Annotated in this window: 21 protein-coding genes; 6 read left to right on the top strand and 15 right to left on the bottom strand. The window is 71.1% G+C overall.

The genetic code is table 11. The features are described from left to right. Positions 1-18: 18 nt before the first annotated feature. The 12 genes from ACIBBD_RS13970 to ACIBBD_RS13915 form a co-directional block, all read right to left on the bottom strand. Positions 19-624, bottom strand: coding sequence for a pilus assembly protein TadG-related protein (locus tag ACIBBD_RS13970; RefSeq protein WP_399419812.1), 606 nt, complete (start codon positions 622-624; stop codon positions 19-21). Further along, on the bottom strand, positions 621-815 hold the full coding sequence (locus ACIBBD_RS13965; RefSeq protein ID WP_399419603.1) for a hypothetical protein: 195 nt from the start codon (positions 813-815) through the stop codon (positions 621-623). The genes ACIBBD_RS13970 and ACIBBD_RS13965 overlap by 4 nt, the downstream gene beginning before the upstream one ends. Positions 816-981: 166 nt before the next feature. Continuing rightward, complete coding sequence (locus ACIBBD_RS13960; protein ID WP_399419602.1) at positions 982-1,776, bottom strand: response regulator; 795 nt, start codon at positions 1,774-1,776, stop codon at positions 982-984. Between the two features lie 33 nt (positions 1,777-1,809). Further along, a complete protein-coding gene (locus tag ACIBBD_RS13955) occupies positions 1,810-3,246 on the bottom strand; it encodes a sensor histidine kinase (protein WP_399419601.1) in 1,437 nt (478 codons plus the stop codon). Positions 3,247-3,264: 18 nt separating this feature from the next. Beyond that, positions 3,265-4,152 carry a DUF5936 domain-containing protein gene (locus ACIBBD_RS13950; protein WP_399419600.1) on the bottom strand — a complete coding sequence of 296 codons (888 nt, stop codon included), beginning with the start codon at positions 4,150-4,152 and terminating at the stop codon, positions 3,265-3,267. 22 nt (positions 4,153-4,174) lie between these two features. Further along, positions 4,175-5,119: a type II secretion system F family protein gene (locus tag ACIBBD_RS13945; RefSeq protein ID WP_399419599.1), complete on the bottom strand. Its 945-nt coding sequence runs from the start codon at positions 5,117-5,119 to the stop codon at positions 4,175-4,177. A gap of 308 nt (positions 5,120-5,427) precedes the next feature. After that, positions 5,428-6,765 (bottom strand): CpaF family protein, encoded by a 1,338-nt coding sequence (locus tag ACIBBD_RS13940; RefSeq protein ID WP_399419598.1) that lies wholly within the window; start codon positions 6,763-6,765, stop codon positions 5,428-5,430. A 25-nt stretch (positions 6,766-6,790) separates the two neighbouring features. Next, on the bottom strand, positions 6,791-7,177 hold the full coding sequence (locus ACIBBD_RS13935) for a TadE/TadG family type IV pilus assembly protein (protein WP_399419597.1): 387 nt from the start codon (positions 7,175-7,177) through the stop codon (positions 6,791-6,793). A 163-nt stretch (positions 7,178-7,340) separates the two neighbouring features. After that, entirely contained in the window at positions 7,341-7,733 is a 393-nt protein-coding gene (locus ACIBBD_RS13930; RefSeq protein ID WP_399419596.1) for a TadE family protein, read from the bottom strand. A gap of 4 nt (positions 7,734-7,737) precedes the next feature. Beyond that, positions 7,738-8,994: a CpaE family protein gene (locus ACIBBD_RS13925; RefSeq protein WP_399419595.1), complete on the bottom strand. Its 1,257-nt coding sequence runs from the start codon at positions 8,992-8,994 to the stop codon at positions 7,738-7,740. Positions 8,995-9,007: 13 nt separating this feature from the next. After that, on the bottom strand, positions 9,008-9,715 hold the full coding sequence (gene cpaB, locus ACIBBD_RS13920; RefSeq protein ID WP_399419594.1) for a Flp pilus assembly protein CpaB: 708 nt from the start codon (positions 9,713-9,715) through the stop codon (positions 9,008-9,010). Between the two features lie 65 nt (positions 9,716-9,780). Then, entirely contained in the window at positions 9,781-10,674 is an 894-nt protein-coding gene (locus ACIBBD_RS13915) for a hypothetical protein (RefSeq protein ID WP_399419593.1), read from the bottom strand. A gap of 242 nt (positions 10,675-10,916) precedes the next feature. Here ACIBBD_RS13915 and ACIBBD_RS13910 point away from each other — a divergent pair, with 242 nt between their 5' ends. From ACIBBD_RS13910 to ACIBBD_RS13900, 3 genes are all read left to right on the top strand, one after another. Beyond that, positions 10,917-12,614, top strand: coding sequence for a chitinase (locus tag ACIBBD_RS13910; protein WP_399419592.1), 1,698 nt, complete (start codon positions 10,917-10,919; stop codon positions 12,612-12,614). A gap of 134 nt (positions 12,615-12,748) precedes the next feature. After that, a complete protein-coding gene (locus ACIBBD_RS13905; protein WP_399419591.1) occupies positions 12,749-13,174 on the top strand; it encodes a hypothetical protein in 426 nt (141 codons plus the stop codon). Between the two features lie 328 nt (positions 13,175-13,502). Then, the gene (locus ACIBBD_RS13900; protein ID WP_399419590.1) at positions 13,503-14,255 is read left to right on the top strand and encodes a DUF1266 domain-containing protein; all 753 of its coding nucleotides are present in this window, start codon (positions 13,503-13,505) and stop codon (positions 14,253-14,255) included. Here ACIBBD_RS13900 and ACIBBD_RS13895 read toward each other — a convergent pair. Continuing rightward, positions 14,236-14,739, bottom strand: coding sequence for an ATP-binding protein (locus ACIBBD_RS13895; RefSeq protein ID WP_399419589.1), 504 nt, complete (start codon positions 14,737-14,739; stop codon positions 14,236-14,238). The two genes, ACIBBD_RS13900 and ACIBBD_RS13895, sit on opposite strands and share 20 nt — an antisense overlap. Positions 14,740-14,994: 255 nt before the next feature. On the opposite strand from ACIBBD_RS13895, the gene ACIBBD_RS13890 reads away from it, so the two are divergent. Continuing rightward, positions 14,995-15,846, top strand: a complete 852-nt coding sequence (locus tag ACIBBD_RS13890) for a helix-turn-helix domain-containing protein (protein WP_399419588.1) — start codon at positions 14,995-14,997, stop codon at positions 15,844-15,846. A gap of 11 nt (positions 15,847-15,857) precedes the next feature. After that, positions 15,858-16,049, top strand: coding sequence for a hypothetical protein (locus tag ACIBBD_RS13885; RefSeq protein ID WP_399419587.1), 192 nt, complete (start codon positions 15,858-15,860; stop codon positions 16,047-16,049). 25 nt (positions 16,050-16,074) lie between these two features. Here ACIBBD_RS13885 and ACIBBD_RS13880 read toward each other — a convergent pair whose 3' ends face one another. After that, positions 16,075-16,791, bottom strand: a complete 717-nt coding sequence (locus tag ACIBBD_RS13880; RefSeq protein ID WP_399419586.1) for a hypothetical protein — start codon at positions 16,789-16,791, stop codon at positions 16,075-16,077. A gap of 55 nt (positions 16,792-16,846) precedes the next feature. Beyond that, a complete protein-coding gene (locus tag ACIBBD_RS13875) occupies positions 16,847-17,263 on the bottom strand; it encodes a hypothetical protein (protein WP_399419585.1) in 417 nt (138 codons plus the stop codon). 137 nt (positions 17,264-17,400) lie between these two features. Between ACIBBD_RS13875 and ACIBBD_RS13870 the strand changes: the two genes are divergently transcribed. Continuing rightward, entirely contained in the window at positions 17,401-17,910 is a 510-nt protein-coding gene (locus ACIBBD_RS13870; protein WP_399419584.1) for a SigE family RNA polymerase sigma factor, read from the top strand. Positions 17,911-17,928 lie beyond the last annotated feature (18 nt).

Below are 17,928 nucleotides of genomic sequence, written 5' to 3'. Positions count from 1 at the left end.
CGTCACTCGTCGTTCGCTTCAGAGGTCGGCCAGATGGACGTCGAAGAGGTCCTCCGGCTTCGGGAGGTCGGTGAGATCGTCCGGGTCCAGGGTCCACTCCCTGTCGTCCTCACAGGTGAGCACCGGCAGTAGACCTTCACCGGCATCCTCCTCGGGAAGTTCGAACGTGCAGAGCGGCTCGATCACGGCGGTGGCTGTCGCCTTGGCATGCAGGTTCTCCGTACCAGGGACGATGGAGTCACCGACCGCCTTGTCGGTCTCGACGTCGACCGTGTAGCCCAGGGGCAACTCATACACCGGCCGGCAATCGGCTGTGGCGTCGTTCTGTGCGGCCAACTGGGCCGCACGCCCGCACCCGTCGAGGTCTGCCCCCTTGCCGTCCAGAATGTCCTGCCACTTCGCAGGGTCGAGCACGTTCTCCACCCACTCGCCGGCGATCTGGTCCCTGGTGTCGAGGGCCGCCGCGAGGGCCGCCGCGTCGGCCGCCGTCTGGGCACCGTTCCGGTTCGTCGCCGCCTGGCCGACCGCGAGGAAGGCGAACGCGAGAAAGAGCAGGCCCGCCACCACCGTGACGTAGATGGGAAAGGCCTGCCCTGCGTCGCTGAGGCTCCGAGGGCGCCTCAGCCGCTGATCACCTCGTTGATCTTGTCCGTGATCGCGTTGTAAATCGTCTGCCCGATGTCCGTCCCCGTAATAGCCAACACGATCGCCACCACCACCGCGATGATGCCCAGGTACTCCACCGCCGTCTGGCCCTCGTCGCGTGTGGCGCGGGACCGGAGATACGCGACCGTGGTGTTGATCCAGTTGGTCATGCTGTTCCCCTCCAGGTGTCGCGTGACCGGCGTGGTGCGGGCCGGTGCCGTGGTCGGCGGGGAGACGGTACGGCTGGGTGGGGTGTCCCGGGGAGGGTCTCAGGGCCCAATCGCGGGCCCAAGGGAGGGTGCGGCGGGGTGTCGTCGGGCGCTCTGTCACCGGGCGTCACCCCAGTCCTCGGTGGGGCGTCGCCGTCGCGCCGAGCCACTTGGCGGCCGCCTCCGCGCGGCTGGTGCTGTGGAGTTTGGCGAAGATGCGGTTGATGTGGTTCTTGACCGTCTTCTCGCTGATGAAGCAGGTGGCGGCGATCTGCTGGTTGTTCATGCCGGATGCGATGAGGTCCATGATCTCCGCCTCCCTCGCGCTGAGTCGGAACTCCCGACGTGACTGTCCCACAGCCGATTGCAGGTGCGAAAGCTGTTTTGGAGAACTGGTGAAAAATGGGGGTGATGAGGCTACGTCATTGTGTGCAGTCGCACTCGTGCGGAGTTGAGCCAGTACGGCTGTCGCCGCCGTCGGGGTGAGGTGCGCCCGGCCCCGGCCGATGTCCCGTACCGCCAACGCCAGTTCCTCCACGGTGAACTCGCCGTGGACGAGGTAGCCGCCGGCGCCGCGCCGCAGCGCCTCCTCGACGATCCGTGACTCGCCGCTGTAGGTGAGCATCACGACGGGGGCGATCGGCACCAGGTGGGGCAGGGCCGAGATGCCGTCCACGCCGGGCATGCGGACGTCCAGCAGGATGACGTCGGGGCGGTGGTGGATGGCGGCCTCGTAGGCCTCGCGGCCGTCGGCCGCCTCCGCGACGACGGTGATGTCCTCGCGGTCGGAGAGGAGGGCCGTGAGGCCGGCTCGGACCACGGGGTTGTCGTCGGCGACCACGACCCGCAGCGGTGTGTGCGGGTCCGGCGGCCGGTCGTCGTCGAAGGGGTTCGGCGGCGGCTGCGTCGGTCGGTCGGGCATGGGAGGCCTCCTTTCGTCGTGGAATACGGCGTGTCAGTCGGGGGTCGGCAGGGGTGCCAGGGGCAGTTCGAGGCGCACCTCGGTTCCCCGGGAGTGGGGGCCGCGGCCGATGTGGAGGCGGGCGCCGAGGGAGGCGGCCCGTTCCACCATGCCGACCAGGCCGAAGTGGCCGTCGCGGCGGAGTTGGTCGAGCGTGGTGCCGGGGGGCAGGCCACGGCCGTCGTCCAGGACGCTCAGGGTGAGCAGCTCGCCGTGTACGCCCGCCCGTACCTCGATCCGGGCCGGATCACCGTGCCGGTGGGCGTTGTCCAGGGCTTCCGCCGTGATGCTGAGGAGCCGGCGGGCCACCGTGACCGGGACGGGGAGCGCGGTGCGGTCGGGCGGCGGGTGGAAGGTGGCCGGGCGTCCGGTGCGTGCCGTGAACCGCGCGGCCAGCGAGGCCAGTTCGGGCAGCGCGTCGACGCTCTGTCCCGCGTCCGGCTCCCGGCGCAGGTCGGTGAGGAGTTCGCGGGACTCGGCGGCGGCCCGGCGTGCGGCGCGGGCGACGAGTTCGGCCTGTTGCCGCAGGCGCGCCGGGTCCGTGGTCGTGCCGCCCGCCGAGCGGGCCAGGCCCTCCGCCGCGAGGGCCAGGCCGTGCAGGGTCTTGGCGACGGAGTCGTGCATCTCGCGGGCCAGCCGGGCGCGTTCGGCCGCGACCGCCTCGGTGGCGGCGAGACGGGCCCGGACGGTGCTCAGGGCCTGGGTGGCCGTGCCGAAGCGGAGCATGAGGTTGCGCAGGTTGGATCCCATGGCGCCGGTGATGACGCACAGTCCGGGCAGCAGCAGCCGCTCAGCGAGGCTCACCTGCGCGCCGTCCTTCAGGGCGGCGTGGACCAGCAGGAGGATCAGCGACTGCAGGGAGGCGAAGCAGGCGGCGCCCCGCCAGCCGTAGACGATGCCGGCGAGGAGAGGGGTGCAGACGCTGACGTAGGCGAGGGTCGTGTCCGGGCCGGCGGAGACCAGGAGCAGCGAACCGAAGAGGGTGTCCACGGCCAGGAGGGTGGGGTGGGCGAGGAGGAGGGGGCCGAAGCGTTCCCAGTCGCGGAAGAGGACGTACGAGCCCATGAAGGTGGTGACCACGGCCGCGCCCACCAGGCGGCCGCCCAGGCCCGGGGAGGCGTTGAGGAGGGCGGCGGGGGCGGCCAGGGCGATCATGGCGAGGCGGAAGCCGAAGACCTGGCGGCACATCGCCTGGAGGGCGTTGACCTGGAGCGGGATGGGCGTGTCGGAGTGCGGTAAGGCGTCCTGGCTCGTGACGGTGTCGCCCGGGGCGCCACCGGGGATGTCACCGACGCCGGGGGCGCCGTCGTCGTACGCGCTGTCCCCGGGGCGCGGCTCGGGGTGGGTGACGTGGGGCGGGCGGGCCGCCGGTGCGGGGGGCCTCGCGCGGCGCCGGAGCAGGCCGCCGCGTCCCCTCGTGAGCGTCGTCATCACCGTCACCCCGTCCTCCTATTCGCCCGTGAGGGGGCTGAAGTCCGTGCCGGAGCCGAGCAGCAGGCCCGCGCCGAGGAGGAGCATGGTGGCCGGGACCATGAACGTGGTGATCATCAGCGTGGCCCGGGGGACCGCGCGGGCGGCCCGGCGGCGCGCGTTCTGGGCGTCCGTACGCCGCATGTCCTTGGCGATCGCGACCAGCGTGTCGACGATCGGCGCGCCCAGTTCCTCGCCCTGCTGGAGCGCCGTCACGAACATGGCGACCTGTTCGGAGTCGTTGCGGCGGCGGAGTTCGGCGAAGGCCTCGCGGCGGCTCACCCCCAGGTCCATCTGGCGGAGCGTGATGCGGATCTCGTCCGCCCAGGGGCCCTCGTACTTCGACGCCACCCGGTCCAGCGCCTGCCGGAAGCCGAGGCCCGCGCTCACCACGACGGCGAGGACGTCCAGGAAGTCCGGGAGGGTCCGTTCGATCACGTCCTTGCGGATGCGGATCGCCGACCAGATGCCGACCTCGGTCCAGAACACGCCGAAGGCGAGGAGGAGGAGCGCCAGGACGACGTCGCCCCGCAGCAGGAACACGACGCCGCCGAAGCCGCCCAGGGCGCCGTACACGGCGCGGCGTGCCGCGTAGCGGTCGATCGTCAGGCCGCCCGGGTTGCCCGCCAGGTCGATCTTGCGGCGGTACTTGGCGACCTGTTTGGGGCCCATCATCCGCAGGACGGCGGGGGCGTACCGCATGCCCAGACGGTCGACGAGGGAGTCGACCGCGCCGGTCCGTGTGGAGCCGACCTCCAGGGCAAGCGCCAGGTCGGCGGGCAGCCGGGCGTCCGCCCGGTACATGCGGATGCCGGTGAAGACGCCCCAGACGCTGAGGCCCATGACGAGTGCGAGCAGGTATTCCATGTCCGTGTCCCTCCCGGGCCGCTCAGACGTCGATCCGGGACATACGGCGGATGAGGAGGAACCCGACCGCGTACAGGGCGAAGGCGATGATCACGGCGGCCTGGCCGAGGGGGGAGCCGGTCATGCGGTCCAGGGCGCCGTCCTTGACCCCGTTCATGAGGAAGAGCGAGCCGACTCCCAGCACCGGTACCGCGTACGACGTCATGCTCACCTGCGACAACTGCGTCCGCACCTCCCGCCGGGTCTCCTTGCGCTCCTCCAGCGTCTCCGTCAGGTTCCGCAGCGCCCCCACGACTTGTCCGCCCGCCCGGTTGGAGAGGACCAGCGTGGTGACGAGGACGACCAGTTCCCGGGACGGCAGGCGGTCGGCCAGTTCGCCCAGGGCGTCGTCCAGGGAGTGGCCGACGGCCAGCTGGTTGGCGACCTTGGCCAGTTCCTCGCCGGCCGGGGCCTCCAGTTCCTCGGCGGCCATGCCGATCGCGGTGCGCAGGGCGAGACCCGCGTGAGTGGCGTTGGCCAGGATGCGGGCCAGTTCGGGGAGTTGGTTGATGAACCGCTCGATGCGTTTCTGGCGCTGCCAGGTGAGGAACTGCCACGCAGCCCCGATGCCCAGGAGGCCGGCCAGCGGCCCGAAGAAGGGGGCCAGGGTGGCCTGGCCGATCAGCCACAGGGCGGCGACCGTCGCCAGCATGCAGGCGAAGAACTCACCCGGCGTCACGTCCAGGCCCGTCGCCTGCAGTTTCAGTTCCAGCGTGCGGCCGAGGTTCGTACGGCGCAGGCGGCGGTCCAGGGTGCGGAAGCGGCGCCGGCGGCCGGTGAGGACGGGCCGGCCGGTGGCGGAGAGGCGGTCGACGAGCGCCGCCCGCTGGGCGCGGCCCCGCGCGTAGGTGTGCAGGCCCACGACGGCCAGGACACAGGTCAGGAGGGTCACGCCGGAGGTGAGGGTGATCAGGGTCTGGAGATCCATGGGGCCGCGTCCTGTCCGTCCTGTCCGTTCTGCCTGTTCTGCTCGCTCTGCCTGTTGTGCCTGTACTGCCTGTTCCGCCTGTCCTGCCTGCGGGGTCTGCCGGCGCACCGGGGTCACCTGTCCGTCCGGCGTGTCGGGGCCGATCCGGCTGTTCGGCCGGTCCGGCCGGTCCGGCTGCCCGGCTCATCTGCCCGCCCGGCTGACCGACGTGTCCGGGCCCGCCCGGCTGACCGGCCCGTCCGGGAAGGTCCGCCCGCCCGGCCCGTCCGGTCCACCCGGCCCGCTCCGGCTGCCTACCTGCCGGCGGCTCACCTCGCTTCCCGGGTCGTGAGTTCGTCGAGGGTGCGGGCCACCCCGAAGGCCTGCGGGACGGGCTGGCTCGCCATGTAGAGGCGGTCCGCGGCGCGGCGCGGGAGCGGGAAGTACTCGAAGACGCCGTAGATGCGGCCGTCCGCCGCCATCGGCCGGGCGTTGAAGCGGGCGACCGTCGCCAGCCGGTACGGCTCTCCACCGTGGCTGTCGAGCAGCGCGATCTCCGTCACCCGGCGCGCCCCGTCCGCGAAGCGGGTGAGCTGGACGATGACGTCCACGGCGCTGTTGATCTGGTCGTGGAGGGCGACGAAGGGGATCTCGACGTCGGACATCGAGGCCAGGGTCTGCAACCGCATCAGGGCGTCCTCGGCGCTGTTGGCGTGGACGGTGGCCAGGGAGCCGTCGTGGCCCGTCGACATCGCCTGGAGCATGTCGAGCGACTCGCCGCCGCGGACCTCGCCGACCACGATCCGGTCGGGCCGCATGCGCAGCGAGTTGCGGACCAGGTCGCGGATGGTGATGCGGCCCTTGCCCTCGACGTTCGGGGGGCGGGACTCCAGGCGGATCACGTGCGACTGCTGGAGCTGGAGCTCCGCCGAGTCCTCGATGGTGATGATGCGTTCGCCCTCCGGGATCAGGCCCGAGAGCGCGTTCAGGAGGGTCGTCTTGCCGGTGCCCGTCGCGCCCGAGACGATCACGTTGAACTTGGCCTGCACCAGTCCCGCCAGCAGGTACAGCATGGGCTCGTCCAGGGAGCCGAAGCCGATCAGTTCGTGCAGGGTGAAGGAGCGCGGGAAGCGGCGGATGGTGAGGGTGGGGCCGGTCAGCGACAGCGGGGGGATGATGACGTTGACGCGTTCCCCGGAGGGCAGACGGGCGTCGACCATCGGGTTCGTCTCGTCGACGCGGCGGTTGACCGTCGAGACGATGCGTTCGATCGTCTGCATGAGCTGGTCGTTCGACGCGAAGCGGAGCGGGAGTTGCTCCACCCGGCCCGCCCGTTCGACGAAGATCGCGTCGGGGCCGTTCACCATGATCTCGGTGATGGAGGCGTCCTCGAGGAGCGGTTCGAGGATGCCCAGGCCGAGGGCCTCGTCGACCACCCTGCGGATGAGCTGGGAGCGTTCCACCGTGGACAGCACCGGGCCCTCGCGGCTGATGATGTGCCCCAGCACCCGCTCCAGCCGCACCCTGCGCTCGGCCGCCGCCAGCGAACTCATCTCCGCGAGGTCGATCTCCTCCAGCAGCTTGGCGCGGTAGGAGGCGACGAGGTGGCCGTCCTCGCCCCGGCTGCCGTTCTCCTCGGGGGAGGTGATGCGTGCGCGCAGGCTCATGTCCGGTGCCTTCCTTCACGGGCCATCAGTGGTCGACCGGCATCGTGGCGGTCTTGTGGGCCTGGCCGAAGTCCCCGATCCCGGGGATGACGGACGGGATCGTGACGCTGGAGGTGACCTGGACCTCGTCGCCCAGGTCGGCGGGCGAGCAGCTCGTGCCGTCGGCCAGCCAGCTGCTGACCGCGTTCCGGCAGGCGCCCTGGACGCCCTCGTCGAGGGACGCGCTGCGGGCCCCGGCCCGGGCCGCCGTCCCGGCCTGCTGGGCCGCGTACGCGACCAGCCCCAGTTGTACGGCGGCCAGCGCGACGGCCAGCAGGATCGGCAGGAAACCCAGGTACTCCAGGGCGACCTGGCCCCGGTCCCGGGCCGCCTGACACCGGCCCCGTACCCCTTGGCCCCGGTCCCTGGCCACTGGGCGCCGACCCTGTTCCACCGGGCCCCGAGCCCGGGGCACCGGGCGCCGTTCCCAGCTCTCCTGCCGCCGGCCGCGCGCCACCCGACCCCTCCCCCGCGCCCCTCGGTGCCGCTCCCCGGCGGCCTGGCCCCGGTCACGTCCGCCGCGTCCGTACGCCATCTCAGTCGTCCTCTTCCTCTACGGCGCCCGCGTGGCCGTGCACCGTGAACGGGAAGGCGATCGTGCCGGGGAAGAGGACGGGGACCCGCAGCCGGACGTCCGCCGTGACGAACCCCGCCGACGACGAGCAGCTCACCTCGGCGCCCGCCTGCCACGCGTCCGGCAGCTTGTCCGTGCCGGCCTGTTCGCACACTGCCTGCCGCTCCCCCGGATGCGCCGCCGTCCCCTCCCGCACCGCCTCGTCGGCAGCATTCCCCGCGAGCGTGAAGGTGTACCCCAGCAGCACGAACTGCCACACCATCACCAGGGTCACGAGGATCAGCGGGGTCATGCCGAGGAACTCGATCGTGACCTGGCCCCGGTCCCGGGCTCCGCGCAGCGCTGGTAAGGACATCCCCTCAGTCCTTCCTCCGCCGGAGCACCACCGAGCCCCGGTCCCCGCCCCGCGCGGCCCGTCCGGTCCTGCGCGGCGAGGCGCCCTCCGCCGCCCTCACCAGGCCCAGCTCCCCCGCGAGCGCCCACATCGCCTGCCGGACGCTGCCCTTGGCGTCGAGGGCGTGGACCCGGCCGGCGTCCACGGCGGCCTGGAGTTCCTTGAAGTGGGCGGGGATCGTGGTCGTGGCGATGGCGGTGCCGGTGATCTTCCGGATGAGCGTGGGCTGGATCTCGGTGGCGCGGCTGTGGCGGTTGACGACGACCGTCGTCTCCTCGGCCTTGCGGATCTGCAGGCGGTCCCACATGCGGACGGTGCGCTTGGCGCCGCGTACCGCCACCACGTCCGGGGTGGTGACCAGCAGGGCCGTGTCGGCCATCTCGACCGCGGCCGCGCCCGCGCCGCCGAGCTGCGCACCGCAGTCGACGACGACGACCTCGTAACGGGAGCGCAGGGCGCTGACGATCTGGCGGGCGGCGCGGTCGGTGACCTCCTCGCCGCGCTCGCCCTCACCGGGGGCGAGGAGGAGGGCGACGCCGCTGTCGTGGCGGAAGACGGCCTCGGAGAGGATGCGGGGCGAGATGTCGGCGATGGCGGCGAGGTCGACGACCGAGCGGCGGAACTGGACGTCCAGGTAGGAGGCGATGTCGCCGGTCTGCAGGTCCATGTCGACCAGGGCGGTGGGTCGGCCGGACGCCTGGGCTGCCAGCGCGATCTGGACGGCGGTGAGGGTCGCGCCCACGCCTCCCTTGGCGCCGCTGACGGTGACGACGGTGCCGCCGGCGCCGGTGAACACGTCGCCGCCGTGGCCGAGATGACGTCGTACGCCGACCGACCACTGGGCGACCGCCTGAACGCGGTTCGCCAGCTCCTCGTAGTTCAGGGGGAGGGCGACCAGGCCGCGGGCGCCGGAGTCCATGGCCGCCGCGAAGAGGCCGGGGCTCGCGTCGGTGGTGACGAGAATGACGCCGACCGCGGGGAAGCGCAGGGCGACCTCGCGGACCAGCTCCAACGCCGGGACCGGGCCGATGCGTTCGTGGACGATCACGACCTCGGGCAGTTCGTCGACCGACTCGGCGGCCAGCCGGGCGAGGGTGTCGACGAGCTGGGTGGAGTCGGCGACCGGGGTGACGGGTTCGGCGTCCGGGAGCTGGCTGAGCAGGGTGGTGAGGGAGCGGACCGCGTCCGCGTCGCCGACGGCCGGGAGGATCCTCGTGGGCATGGGCGGCGGCCTCTCACTTGTCCGTGGCGAGTTCGTACGTACGGTCCTGCTCGGGAACCGCGGTGGGGGCGCCGGGTGCCACCAGCGCGAGCCGGACGCGCTTGGCGAACGACTCGGCGTAGGTGATGCGCTGGGCGTCGAGGGTGGACAGCGCGAAGGTGATGGGGACCGCGTCGGTGGGCTGCCGCCCGCGGTCGTCGGCGTCGGGTTCGAGGGCGGTCAGCTCGCCGACGTCGAGGACGCGGGCGTTGGTGACGATGATCTTCGACTGGTCGGGGTCGCCGTCCTTGGCGCCCTCGAAGGTGGCGTAGACGTTGACCGAGGAGCCCGGGGTGATCTTGCCGGCGACGCCGGTCGCCGCGTCGATCATGATGGCGACCTCCTGCTGGCCGGGCTGGAGGGCGGGCTGGTCGACGATCATGTCGCTCTGGAGCAGGGAGCCCTTCTTCAGGGTCGTCACGGCGATCTTGCCGCGGATGGCGGCGAGATCGGTCACCGCGTTGCCGGAGAGCCAGCGCTCGGGCATCTCGATCTTCTCGAACTGGCCCGTGGTGAGCGGGGTGTAGGGCGCGACGTCGGACCTGAGCCGGTAGGCGGTCACCTCGGGGCCGACCTTGGACTCCACGTCGTCGATGACGGAGAGGACGCCGGCGAAGGCGCCGAGGGCGCACACCACCGACAGGAGCAGGAGAATCACGCCGCGGCGCTGACGGGAGTTCATGAAACCGTGCAACCTCGTTGGGGGTCGGGTCGAGCGGACGGGTGCGGGCGGGGTGGTGGACCTGGTCAGCCGCCGGCGGTGAGCGCACGGCTGTGGCGGCCGCCCGCGGTGAGCGCGCGGACGGGGCCGGTCGTCTCGTGGGCGGGCGGCGGGGTGGCGGAGCAGAAGACGCAGCGGTCGCCGATGACGTCGACGCCGCACCAGTGGCAGACCGTCTGCCGTACCGAGGTGACCAGTTGGTAGAGGACCGACAGGTCGGGCAGGTAGGCACAGAACTCGACGAGCTTGCCGGTGCCCCACCAGTCGGCGGACTCGGCGGGCAGCTCGGTCTCGCGCAGGCCCTGGACCTTCCAGGCGGGGGCGAGGGTGCCGGTGACCCAGTCGGCCGGGAGCCGGCCCGGGGCGACCAGCATCCAGGTGCCGAACTCCGGTCCCGGCAGCACGGTTTCCGCACTCACCTTCACCAACTGCGGCTGTGGATGGGCGAGGACACCGAACTGGCTGCCCGGGACCCAGGACCGGGCGTGCGACTTCAGGCCGACGGGGATCCGGTCGAGGCGGGCGACGGAGGCGAGCAGGGCGCCGGTGTGGAGGTAGTGGATGAGCAGCCGGCTCGCCGAGGCCAGGACGCCGGGGCTGAGGTCGCAGGAGGCGAGCTGGCGCAACTGGCGGGCCAGGACGGCGAGCGCGAGCGGGGGCAGGTCGGGCCGGAACAGGGCGATGCGGTCGCTCTCCAGGAGGGAGCGGATGGTGTGCAGCCGGTGTTCGACGGCCGGGGGGACGGCCCGCGAGTACAGGACGATCAGGTACCCGTGCTGCTCGACGAGTGTCTGGACGTCGGCGACGGCCTGGTCGAGGGGCCGGCGGTCCAGGCCGTCGAGGACGGCGGCGGGCACGGTCCGCTCGTCCTGCGGCGGCAGCGCCAGCTCCGCGCCGGTCACGGCAATGGCAGTTGGCACGCGCAGCTCCCCGATTCCCGCGGTCCGGCCCACCGGTGTGTTACTCCGGCGCACCGGGGTGACTTCATTGCGTGACTACCTCAGCACTGTATCCACGCCCCTGTGGCCGGAGAACCACTTTCCGTGGCTGTGCACCAACTGCCCTTCCCTCAAGTCAGGCCAAACCGGGGCAGGTTACGCACATCAAGGCCTCCCCTGGCGGACACCTTGACAACACAATTGGTCTGGACCAACTTGTTGTCATGTCCCCACAGAAACGATCGACACGGTTCTGGTCGGGAGCGGTGACCGCCGCCCTGACCCTCTTCCTGTCCCTGGCGGGCGCGGCTCAGGCGTCCGCCGCGGACGTCAACAACGCGAGGAACGCCGGCTTCGAGTCCGGGCTGACGAACTGGACCTGCTCGGCGTCGAGCGGCACGGCCGTCTCCTCCCCCGTGCACGGCGGCACCGCCGCCCTGAAGGCGACCCCGGCGGGCCAGGACAACGCCCGCTGCTCCCAGACGGTCGCCGTCGCACCCCGCTCCACCTACACCCTGAGCGCCTGGGTGCAGGGCGGTTACGCCTACCTGGGCGCGGCCGGCACCGGCACCACGGACGTCTCGACGTGGACCCCCGACTCCCCCACCTGGAAGCAGCTGTCGACGACGTTCACCACGGGCGCGTCGACGACCTCCGTCACCGTGTACCTGCACGGCTGGTACGGCCAGGCCGCCTACCTCGCCGACGACGTCTCGGTGTACGGCCCCGACGGCGGCGGTGGCGGCGACCCGGCCCCCACGGTCCCGGCCGCCCCGAGCGGACTCGCCGTCTCCGGTACGACCTCCTCGTCGGTCTCCCTGACCTGGAACCCGGTGTCGAACGCCACCGGCTACAGCGTCTACCGCGACGGTACGAAGGTGACCGCGGTGACCGGCACGTCGGCGACCGTGACCGGGCTCGCCGCCTCGACGTCGTACGCCTTCCAGGTCACGGCGGTCAACACGGCCGGTGAGTCGGTCAAGTCGGCGGCGGTCACGGGCAGAACGGCCGCGACCGGCGGAGGCGGCGGGGGCTCGGTGCCCCGGCACGCCGTGACGGGCTACTGGCAGAACTTCGACAACGGCGCGACGGTCCAGCGGATCTCCGACGTCCCCGCCCAGTACGACATCATCGCCGTGGCCTTCGCGGACGCCACGACGACACCGGGCGCGGTGACCTTCACCCTGGACTCCGCCGGGCTGGGCGGCTACACGGTGGACCAGTTCAGGGCGGACGTCCGGGCCAAGCAGGCGGCCGGCAAGAAGGTCATCGTCTCGGTCGGCGGTGAGCGCGGCACGGTGAGCGTGAACGACGCGGCGTCCGCGGCCAACTTCGCGAACTCGGTGTACGCGCTGATGCAGACGTACGGCTTCGACGGCGTCGACATCGACCTGGAGAACGGCCTGAACGCGACGTACATGACGCAGGCGCTGCGCGCGCTGTCGGCGAAGGCGGGCCCGTCGCTGGTCCTGACGATGGCACCGCAGACCATCGACATGCAGTCGCCGTCGAACGCGTACTTCCGGACGGCCCTGAACGTGAAGGACATCCTGACGGTCGTCAACATGCAGTACTACAACAGCGGTTCGATGCTGGGCTGCGACGGCAAGGTCTACAGCCAGGGCTCCGTGGACTTCCTGACCGCCCTGGCCTGCATCCAGCTGGAGAACGGTCTCGCCCCGTCCCAGGTGGGCCTGGGCCTGCCGGCCTCGACCCGGGGCGCGGGCAGCGGCTACGTGTCGCCGACCGTCGTCAACAACGCGCTGGACTGCCTGACGAGGGGCACCGCCTGCGGCACCTTCAAGCCGCCGCGGACCTACCCCGACCTGCGGGGCGCCATGACGTGGTCGACCAACTGGGACGCGACGGCGGGCAACGCGTGGTCGAACGCGGTGGGCCCGCACGTGCACGCGCTGCCGTAGGACACGGCGGGGTGAGCGGAGGACGCCCGGTTCCCGGCACCGCCGGGGACCGGGCGTCGGCATCCGGCCACGGCGGATCCCCCCGCGGGAAGCCGCGTTGCATCCGGCAATCCGCTGATGTGATGATCCCGGGCATGGTGGTGGACGGGGGAACCGGCCCGCAGGAGCAGCCGCGCAGGTCCCGGCTGGACGAGTACGCGGAGATGGCCGTGTCCGGCGGCACGGGCGACCAACCCCCTCCGGGTGACGCCCTCCCGCCGCCCCCCGGCACCACTCCACAGGCGCCCTCCGAGCCACAGGCCAGGGCCACCGCTCCCGCTTCGGACGCGATGGACCGACTCGACCGTGACCGCCGTGACTTCCCGGCGCTGCTCGGCGAGTTCCGCCGTACCCCCGTCCTGGTCCCCCTCGCCCTCGCCGACGGCGACGAGGCGCCCCTGGCCGCCGACTTCGGCGGCATCCGCTGGATCTACGCCTTCTCCGACGAGTCGGCGCTGGCCCGGTTCGCGATCGCGATTTGCGAAGGAGGCACACACGCGTGCCCGAGAGGACAGTACTGAGCGTTCTGGACACCCTCACGCCGATGACAGATCAAACCGCGGTGTGCGTGGTGCGATGCGTGGCCGGAACCGCCGTTCTCGGCATGGCTTTCACTCCCGAGCCTCACCAATCAGCAGTAGGCGCCTACGCGAAAAGCCTCATCCTGGAAAGGATCGAGTGGTATGGAATGAATGTTGAGCAGTTGGACACCGTTCACTCTGGAAAAGCCACCCTGCGAGGCGGCGCGGCGGAATCGCTGACACCTGGAACCACGCCGAGCAGGCGGGAGACCTGCCCATCGGTAAGCGACTACGCACGCTTCACGTGGGCGGTCCGCTCCATGGCCCAGTGGCCCACGGGCTCGCGTGCGGCGCACTGCTGTGCGTCAACAACGGCTCGCTGTGGAACGCCATGGCTTGGCACGGCACCGGCTACGACGGTGAGCGCTCACGTCTTCGGGAGTGGTGGGGAATCACCACTCCCGAAGCGTGGCAGTCCGCTCTGCGGCAACTCCTGGACTGCGCATCACACAGCGATGTATGGGAGTTCGCGCTGAGGCTGCGCCGCACCATCGCGCGTGACTTCGGCGGGCACGTCGACACCGGGTACTGGCGGCAGGCCGCCGCCAGTCTCATCCGCGCGAACTCCGGTGGTTCGACCGTGCTGAGTGCCGATGGGGTGACGAAGACCGAGCCACGACCCACGTCCGAGACCGAGGCCCGTATCGAGGGTGTGCAGCGACTCATCGGCCGCATCACGCGCTACGAGGCCCGGATGCGCGCCGACGGAGTGCTCGACGAGAACCGGTACGTCTCCTCCGTCGACGCCTGGGACCTCGGGCGGGCATCGAAGATGGCACGGTGGGGACTCGGAGCGCGGTTCGGCACCCTTCAGGAGGCTGAGTCTGCCGTGGTACAGGCCAGGCGGGCAGCCTCGCTGTCCTACTGCCCCTGGCAGGACTTCTCCGCCGGCTACATCCTCGGACGGTGCCTCCACTTCGACGAGGAAGAGTTCGGGGAGTGGTACACGGACATGCTCGACGCTCACCGGATCCTGATGTCCGACCCTGGAAACCCTTGGCTCAACATCCCCTTCCGGTAGCCCTTCCGTACGCCACCGCACTCGCCCTCGGCAGCCTCGCCCACATCCGCGTCCCACCGCCCGGTTCACGCGACTCGCCGAAGCCCCAGTCGCCGTCGCAGGCGCGGCAGACGCAGGCGAGGACGCGGAGCGCTGCTCGGCGGCGGGTGTCACAGGCGGCGGCGAGGCGGGGTTGGGTGTGGCGGGGGTGGTTGTCGTAAACGATCACCCGGAGGGTGTCGGCTCGGTAGCGGAGGGAGAGGTAGAAGTCGGCGGATTGCGTGAACTGGGCCGCCACCGCAGTCAGTTCGCCGACCGCTTGCAGCGCCGGATCCAGCATGTCGTGCAGGCCGTGGGCCTTCAGCATTTCGCGGGTCGCCGCTCGCGCGAGGGCGGGACTGGCCAACGCTGCGGGGAGCGTGAGGCTGTAGGAGAGGGTTTCGGGGATGGGGGCGGTGAAGTCCGCGGGGAAGGTGGGGGCGACAGGGCAGAGGGGCATGGGCATGGCGGGGCTCCTGATGGGCGTACAGGTGTTCGCAGTCGGTGGCTCGTCTCCCTGGCGCGGGCCCGCCCCTCCAGGGAAAGAGCGTGCGGACAGGCTCGCGCGATGCACTGGCAACTGCCGATGCGTAGTTGATGCGTTACTGAATGTAAGACTCCTAGTGGTTCAATTACCACGCGATCTTTGAAATTGACCCGATCGTGGTCGCTCGGTGCCGATTGGCGGCAGACTGCTGACGAACCGCACGGAAGGAACGGCATGCCCCCGAGGACGACCCCCACGGAGCGTCAGAGGCGTCTGGGCAGTGAGCTGCGCAAGATGCGGACGGCGGCGGGGATAACGGCCGACCAGGCCGCCGGGCTGCTTGGCCTCGACCGCGCGAAGATCTCCAATATCGAGACCGGCATCCGCACCATCAGTCCGGAGCGGCTGCGCACCCTCGCGTGCAACTGCGACTGCTCGGACCTGGTGTACATCGAAGCCCTCGTGAGCATGGCGCGGCCCAACGGACGGGGCTGGTGGGAGCGTTACCGAGGCTCCCTCCCCGCCGGGGTACTGGACATCGCCGAGTTCGAGGCGTTCGCGACACGGATGCGAACCGTCCACATCGCCCACATTCCCGGACTGTTGCAGACCAGCGATCACGCCCTCGAACTTTTCCGGGCAGTGTTGCCACCGCTTCCGGACCACGAGGTCGCCCTGCGACTGGCGTACAGGGTGGAGCGTCAACAGGTGTTGGATGGGGACAACCCGCCCGAGTACGTCGCCGTCGTGCACGAGGCCGCGGTGCGGATGCAGTTCGGCGGGCGCAAGGTGGCCCGCGCCCAGTTGGAGCACCTGCTGGACGTCTCCGAGCGGCCGACCGTACGGCTGCTGGTCATTCCGTTCGCCGCTGGTACCTTCCCCGGCTCGGGGCAGACCTTTAACTTTCTGGAAGGGCCGGTCCCCCAACTGGACACCGTCCAGGTCGACAGCACCCATGGGCCGGAATTCCTTGACGGGGAAGCACAGTTGGCCAAGTACCGTACGCATCTGGACTGGATGGAGCGCATCGCCCTCTCCCCGGAGGAATCGCGCGACTTCGTTCGGGACATCGCCAACAGCCTGTGAGGAGACGCCAGATGGATGCCATCACTTGGGAGGAGCCCTTCTGCGGCGAGGGAGCCAGCTGCTTCCGCCTCGGCACCGACCCCCAAGGCAACGCCTACATCGCCATAGCCGGCGCCGAGGACGCCTACCTCACCGACTCCCGCGAAGCGCTCCGCACGATGATCCTCGACATCAAGGCGGGGAAGGCCGACCACCTCCTCTGAGAACGGTGGCCTTCTCCGGTCGGTCTCAGCGGTCCAGAGGACGCAGGCACAGGTTCGTCGTGCCGTCCTCGCTGTACTTGAGGTCCGCCATGTACTCACCGTCCTCGCACCCCTCCAGGCCCGGTTGCGTCACCCGCAACTGGGCGGCCGTCGAGTCGCACGTGACGGCTTTCAGGTCCTGGTCGCTCCAGGAGCCGTCGTTGCGGGCGCAGGTGCCGACGGTGAGGGGCTTGGGGTCGCTGTCGCCGCTGAGCAGGCCGACCACCATCAGGACGGGGGCCGACACGACCAGCGCGGCCAGCAGGGTCAGGGGGACGAGGGCGACCATGCCCGCCGGGCGCTTCATCAGCGGCTTGCCCGGGTCGAGCGGGGGCCGGCCGCCCCAGGTGGTGGGCTGGGGGAGGCGGAGCAGGGCGGAGCGGGCGCCGAGGTTCATCAGCAGGACGGCGCCGGTGATGATGACGGACAGCGGGCTCCACCAGCCCAGCAGCATGGTGTTCGCCTGCATCTCACGGAAGACGGCCAGCCCGCAGGTCCGGCAGAACACCCCCTGCCGCCGCAGGTTGCGCATGATCACGATCATGCCCTGGTGGCCCCGGACGGTCACCGGTACGGCGGGTGCCGCTCCGCAGACCTGGCACACGAGGGCGGGGGCCGCACCCGGCTGCGGGTACCCATGCGGTGTCGGCGCGTACACCGGGTGTCCGGCCGGCGGCTGGTAGGAGGGCGGGGGTGTGCTCACGAGGACTCCGTCGTTGATCAAGCAGTCGGTGCAGCACCCTATCCAGCCGCACCGGCTACCCCATCGGCCGGTAGTGGCCCAGCACCCACGCCAACTGCCCGAACCATCCCGCCAGTTTCTCCCGCGGCTTCGCGTCCACGACGGCCTCGTAGAACCTGCCGTCCAGATGGACCACCGCCACCATCAGCGCCTTGCCGTTGGGGCTCGCCTTGTAGTGGACGCTGCGGATCTCCGGCCAGTCGAACTCGGCCGACACGCCGTACATCTCGAAGGCGATGCCCGAGGCGTCCACGACGATCGAGTTGTGCCTGTCGACCGCCAGGAACTCCGGTGCGGACGCGGCGGGGGCGCCGTACGGGGGTGGCGGGGCCGCGTACTGGGGTGAAGGGGACGCCCCGCAGGGGGGTGGTGCCGGGGCCCCGTACGGGGGCGGGGGCGGGCCGAAGCCCGGGGGCGGGGGTTGATGGGTCATCCTGCGGTTCCTCCCGATCACGGCGCGACGGAAACTGCGCTCATTCTTTCCGTCCCCGGTGAAACATTTCTCCGGCCCCACCCCATCAATGAGGTGAGGACAGTGCGCGAGCACGGACACACCAACTGGGGGAGCACATGGGGCAGGCCGCCCGCGTGGACGAGTACGCGGAGTTCGCTGCGGCGCGCACCGGGCAGCTGTACCGGTCCGCGTGTCTGCTCACCGCCGGGGACACCCATCTCGCCGAGGATCTGGTTCAGGAGACCCTCGGCAGGCTGTACCTGCGCTGGGGCCGCGTCTCGCGGGCGGAGAACCCCGCCGGGTACGCGCAGACCGTCCTCACCCGCACGTTCCTCGCCCACCAGCGCCGGCGCAGCAGCGGTGAGCGTGCCGTGGACGTCTTCCCGGAACGTGCCGACCACGCCGCCGACGTACCGCTGCGGCTCACGCTGCTGCAGGCCCTCGGCCGGCTGCCCGCCAAGGACCGGGCCGTCCTCGTCCTGCGGTACTGGGAGGACCGGTCGATCGAGGAGACCGCCGGTGCGATGAACGCCAGCTCGGCCGCCGTACGGACCCGGTGTGTGCGGGCCCTCGGCCGGCTGCGGGAGCTGCTCGGCGAGGACATCGGCGAGTACGCCAGACCGTGAGCCGGAGCCTTGAGCCCT

This window comes from Streptomyces sp. NPDC051315, from assembly GCF_044455165.1.
Lineage (GTDB): Bacteria > Actinomycetota > Actinomycetes > Streptomycetales > Streptomycetaceae > Streptomyces.
Note: the sequence above shows the minus strand (reverse complement) of the source record. Positions and strands in the feature narration are given on the sequence as shown.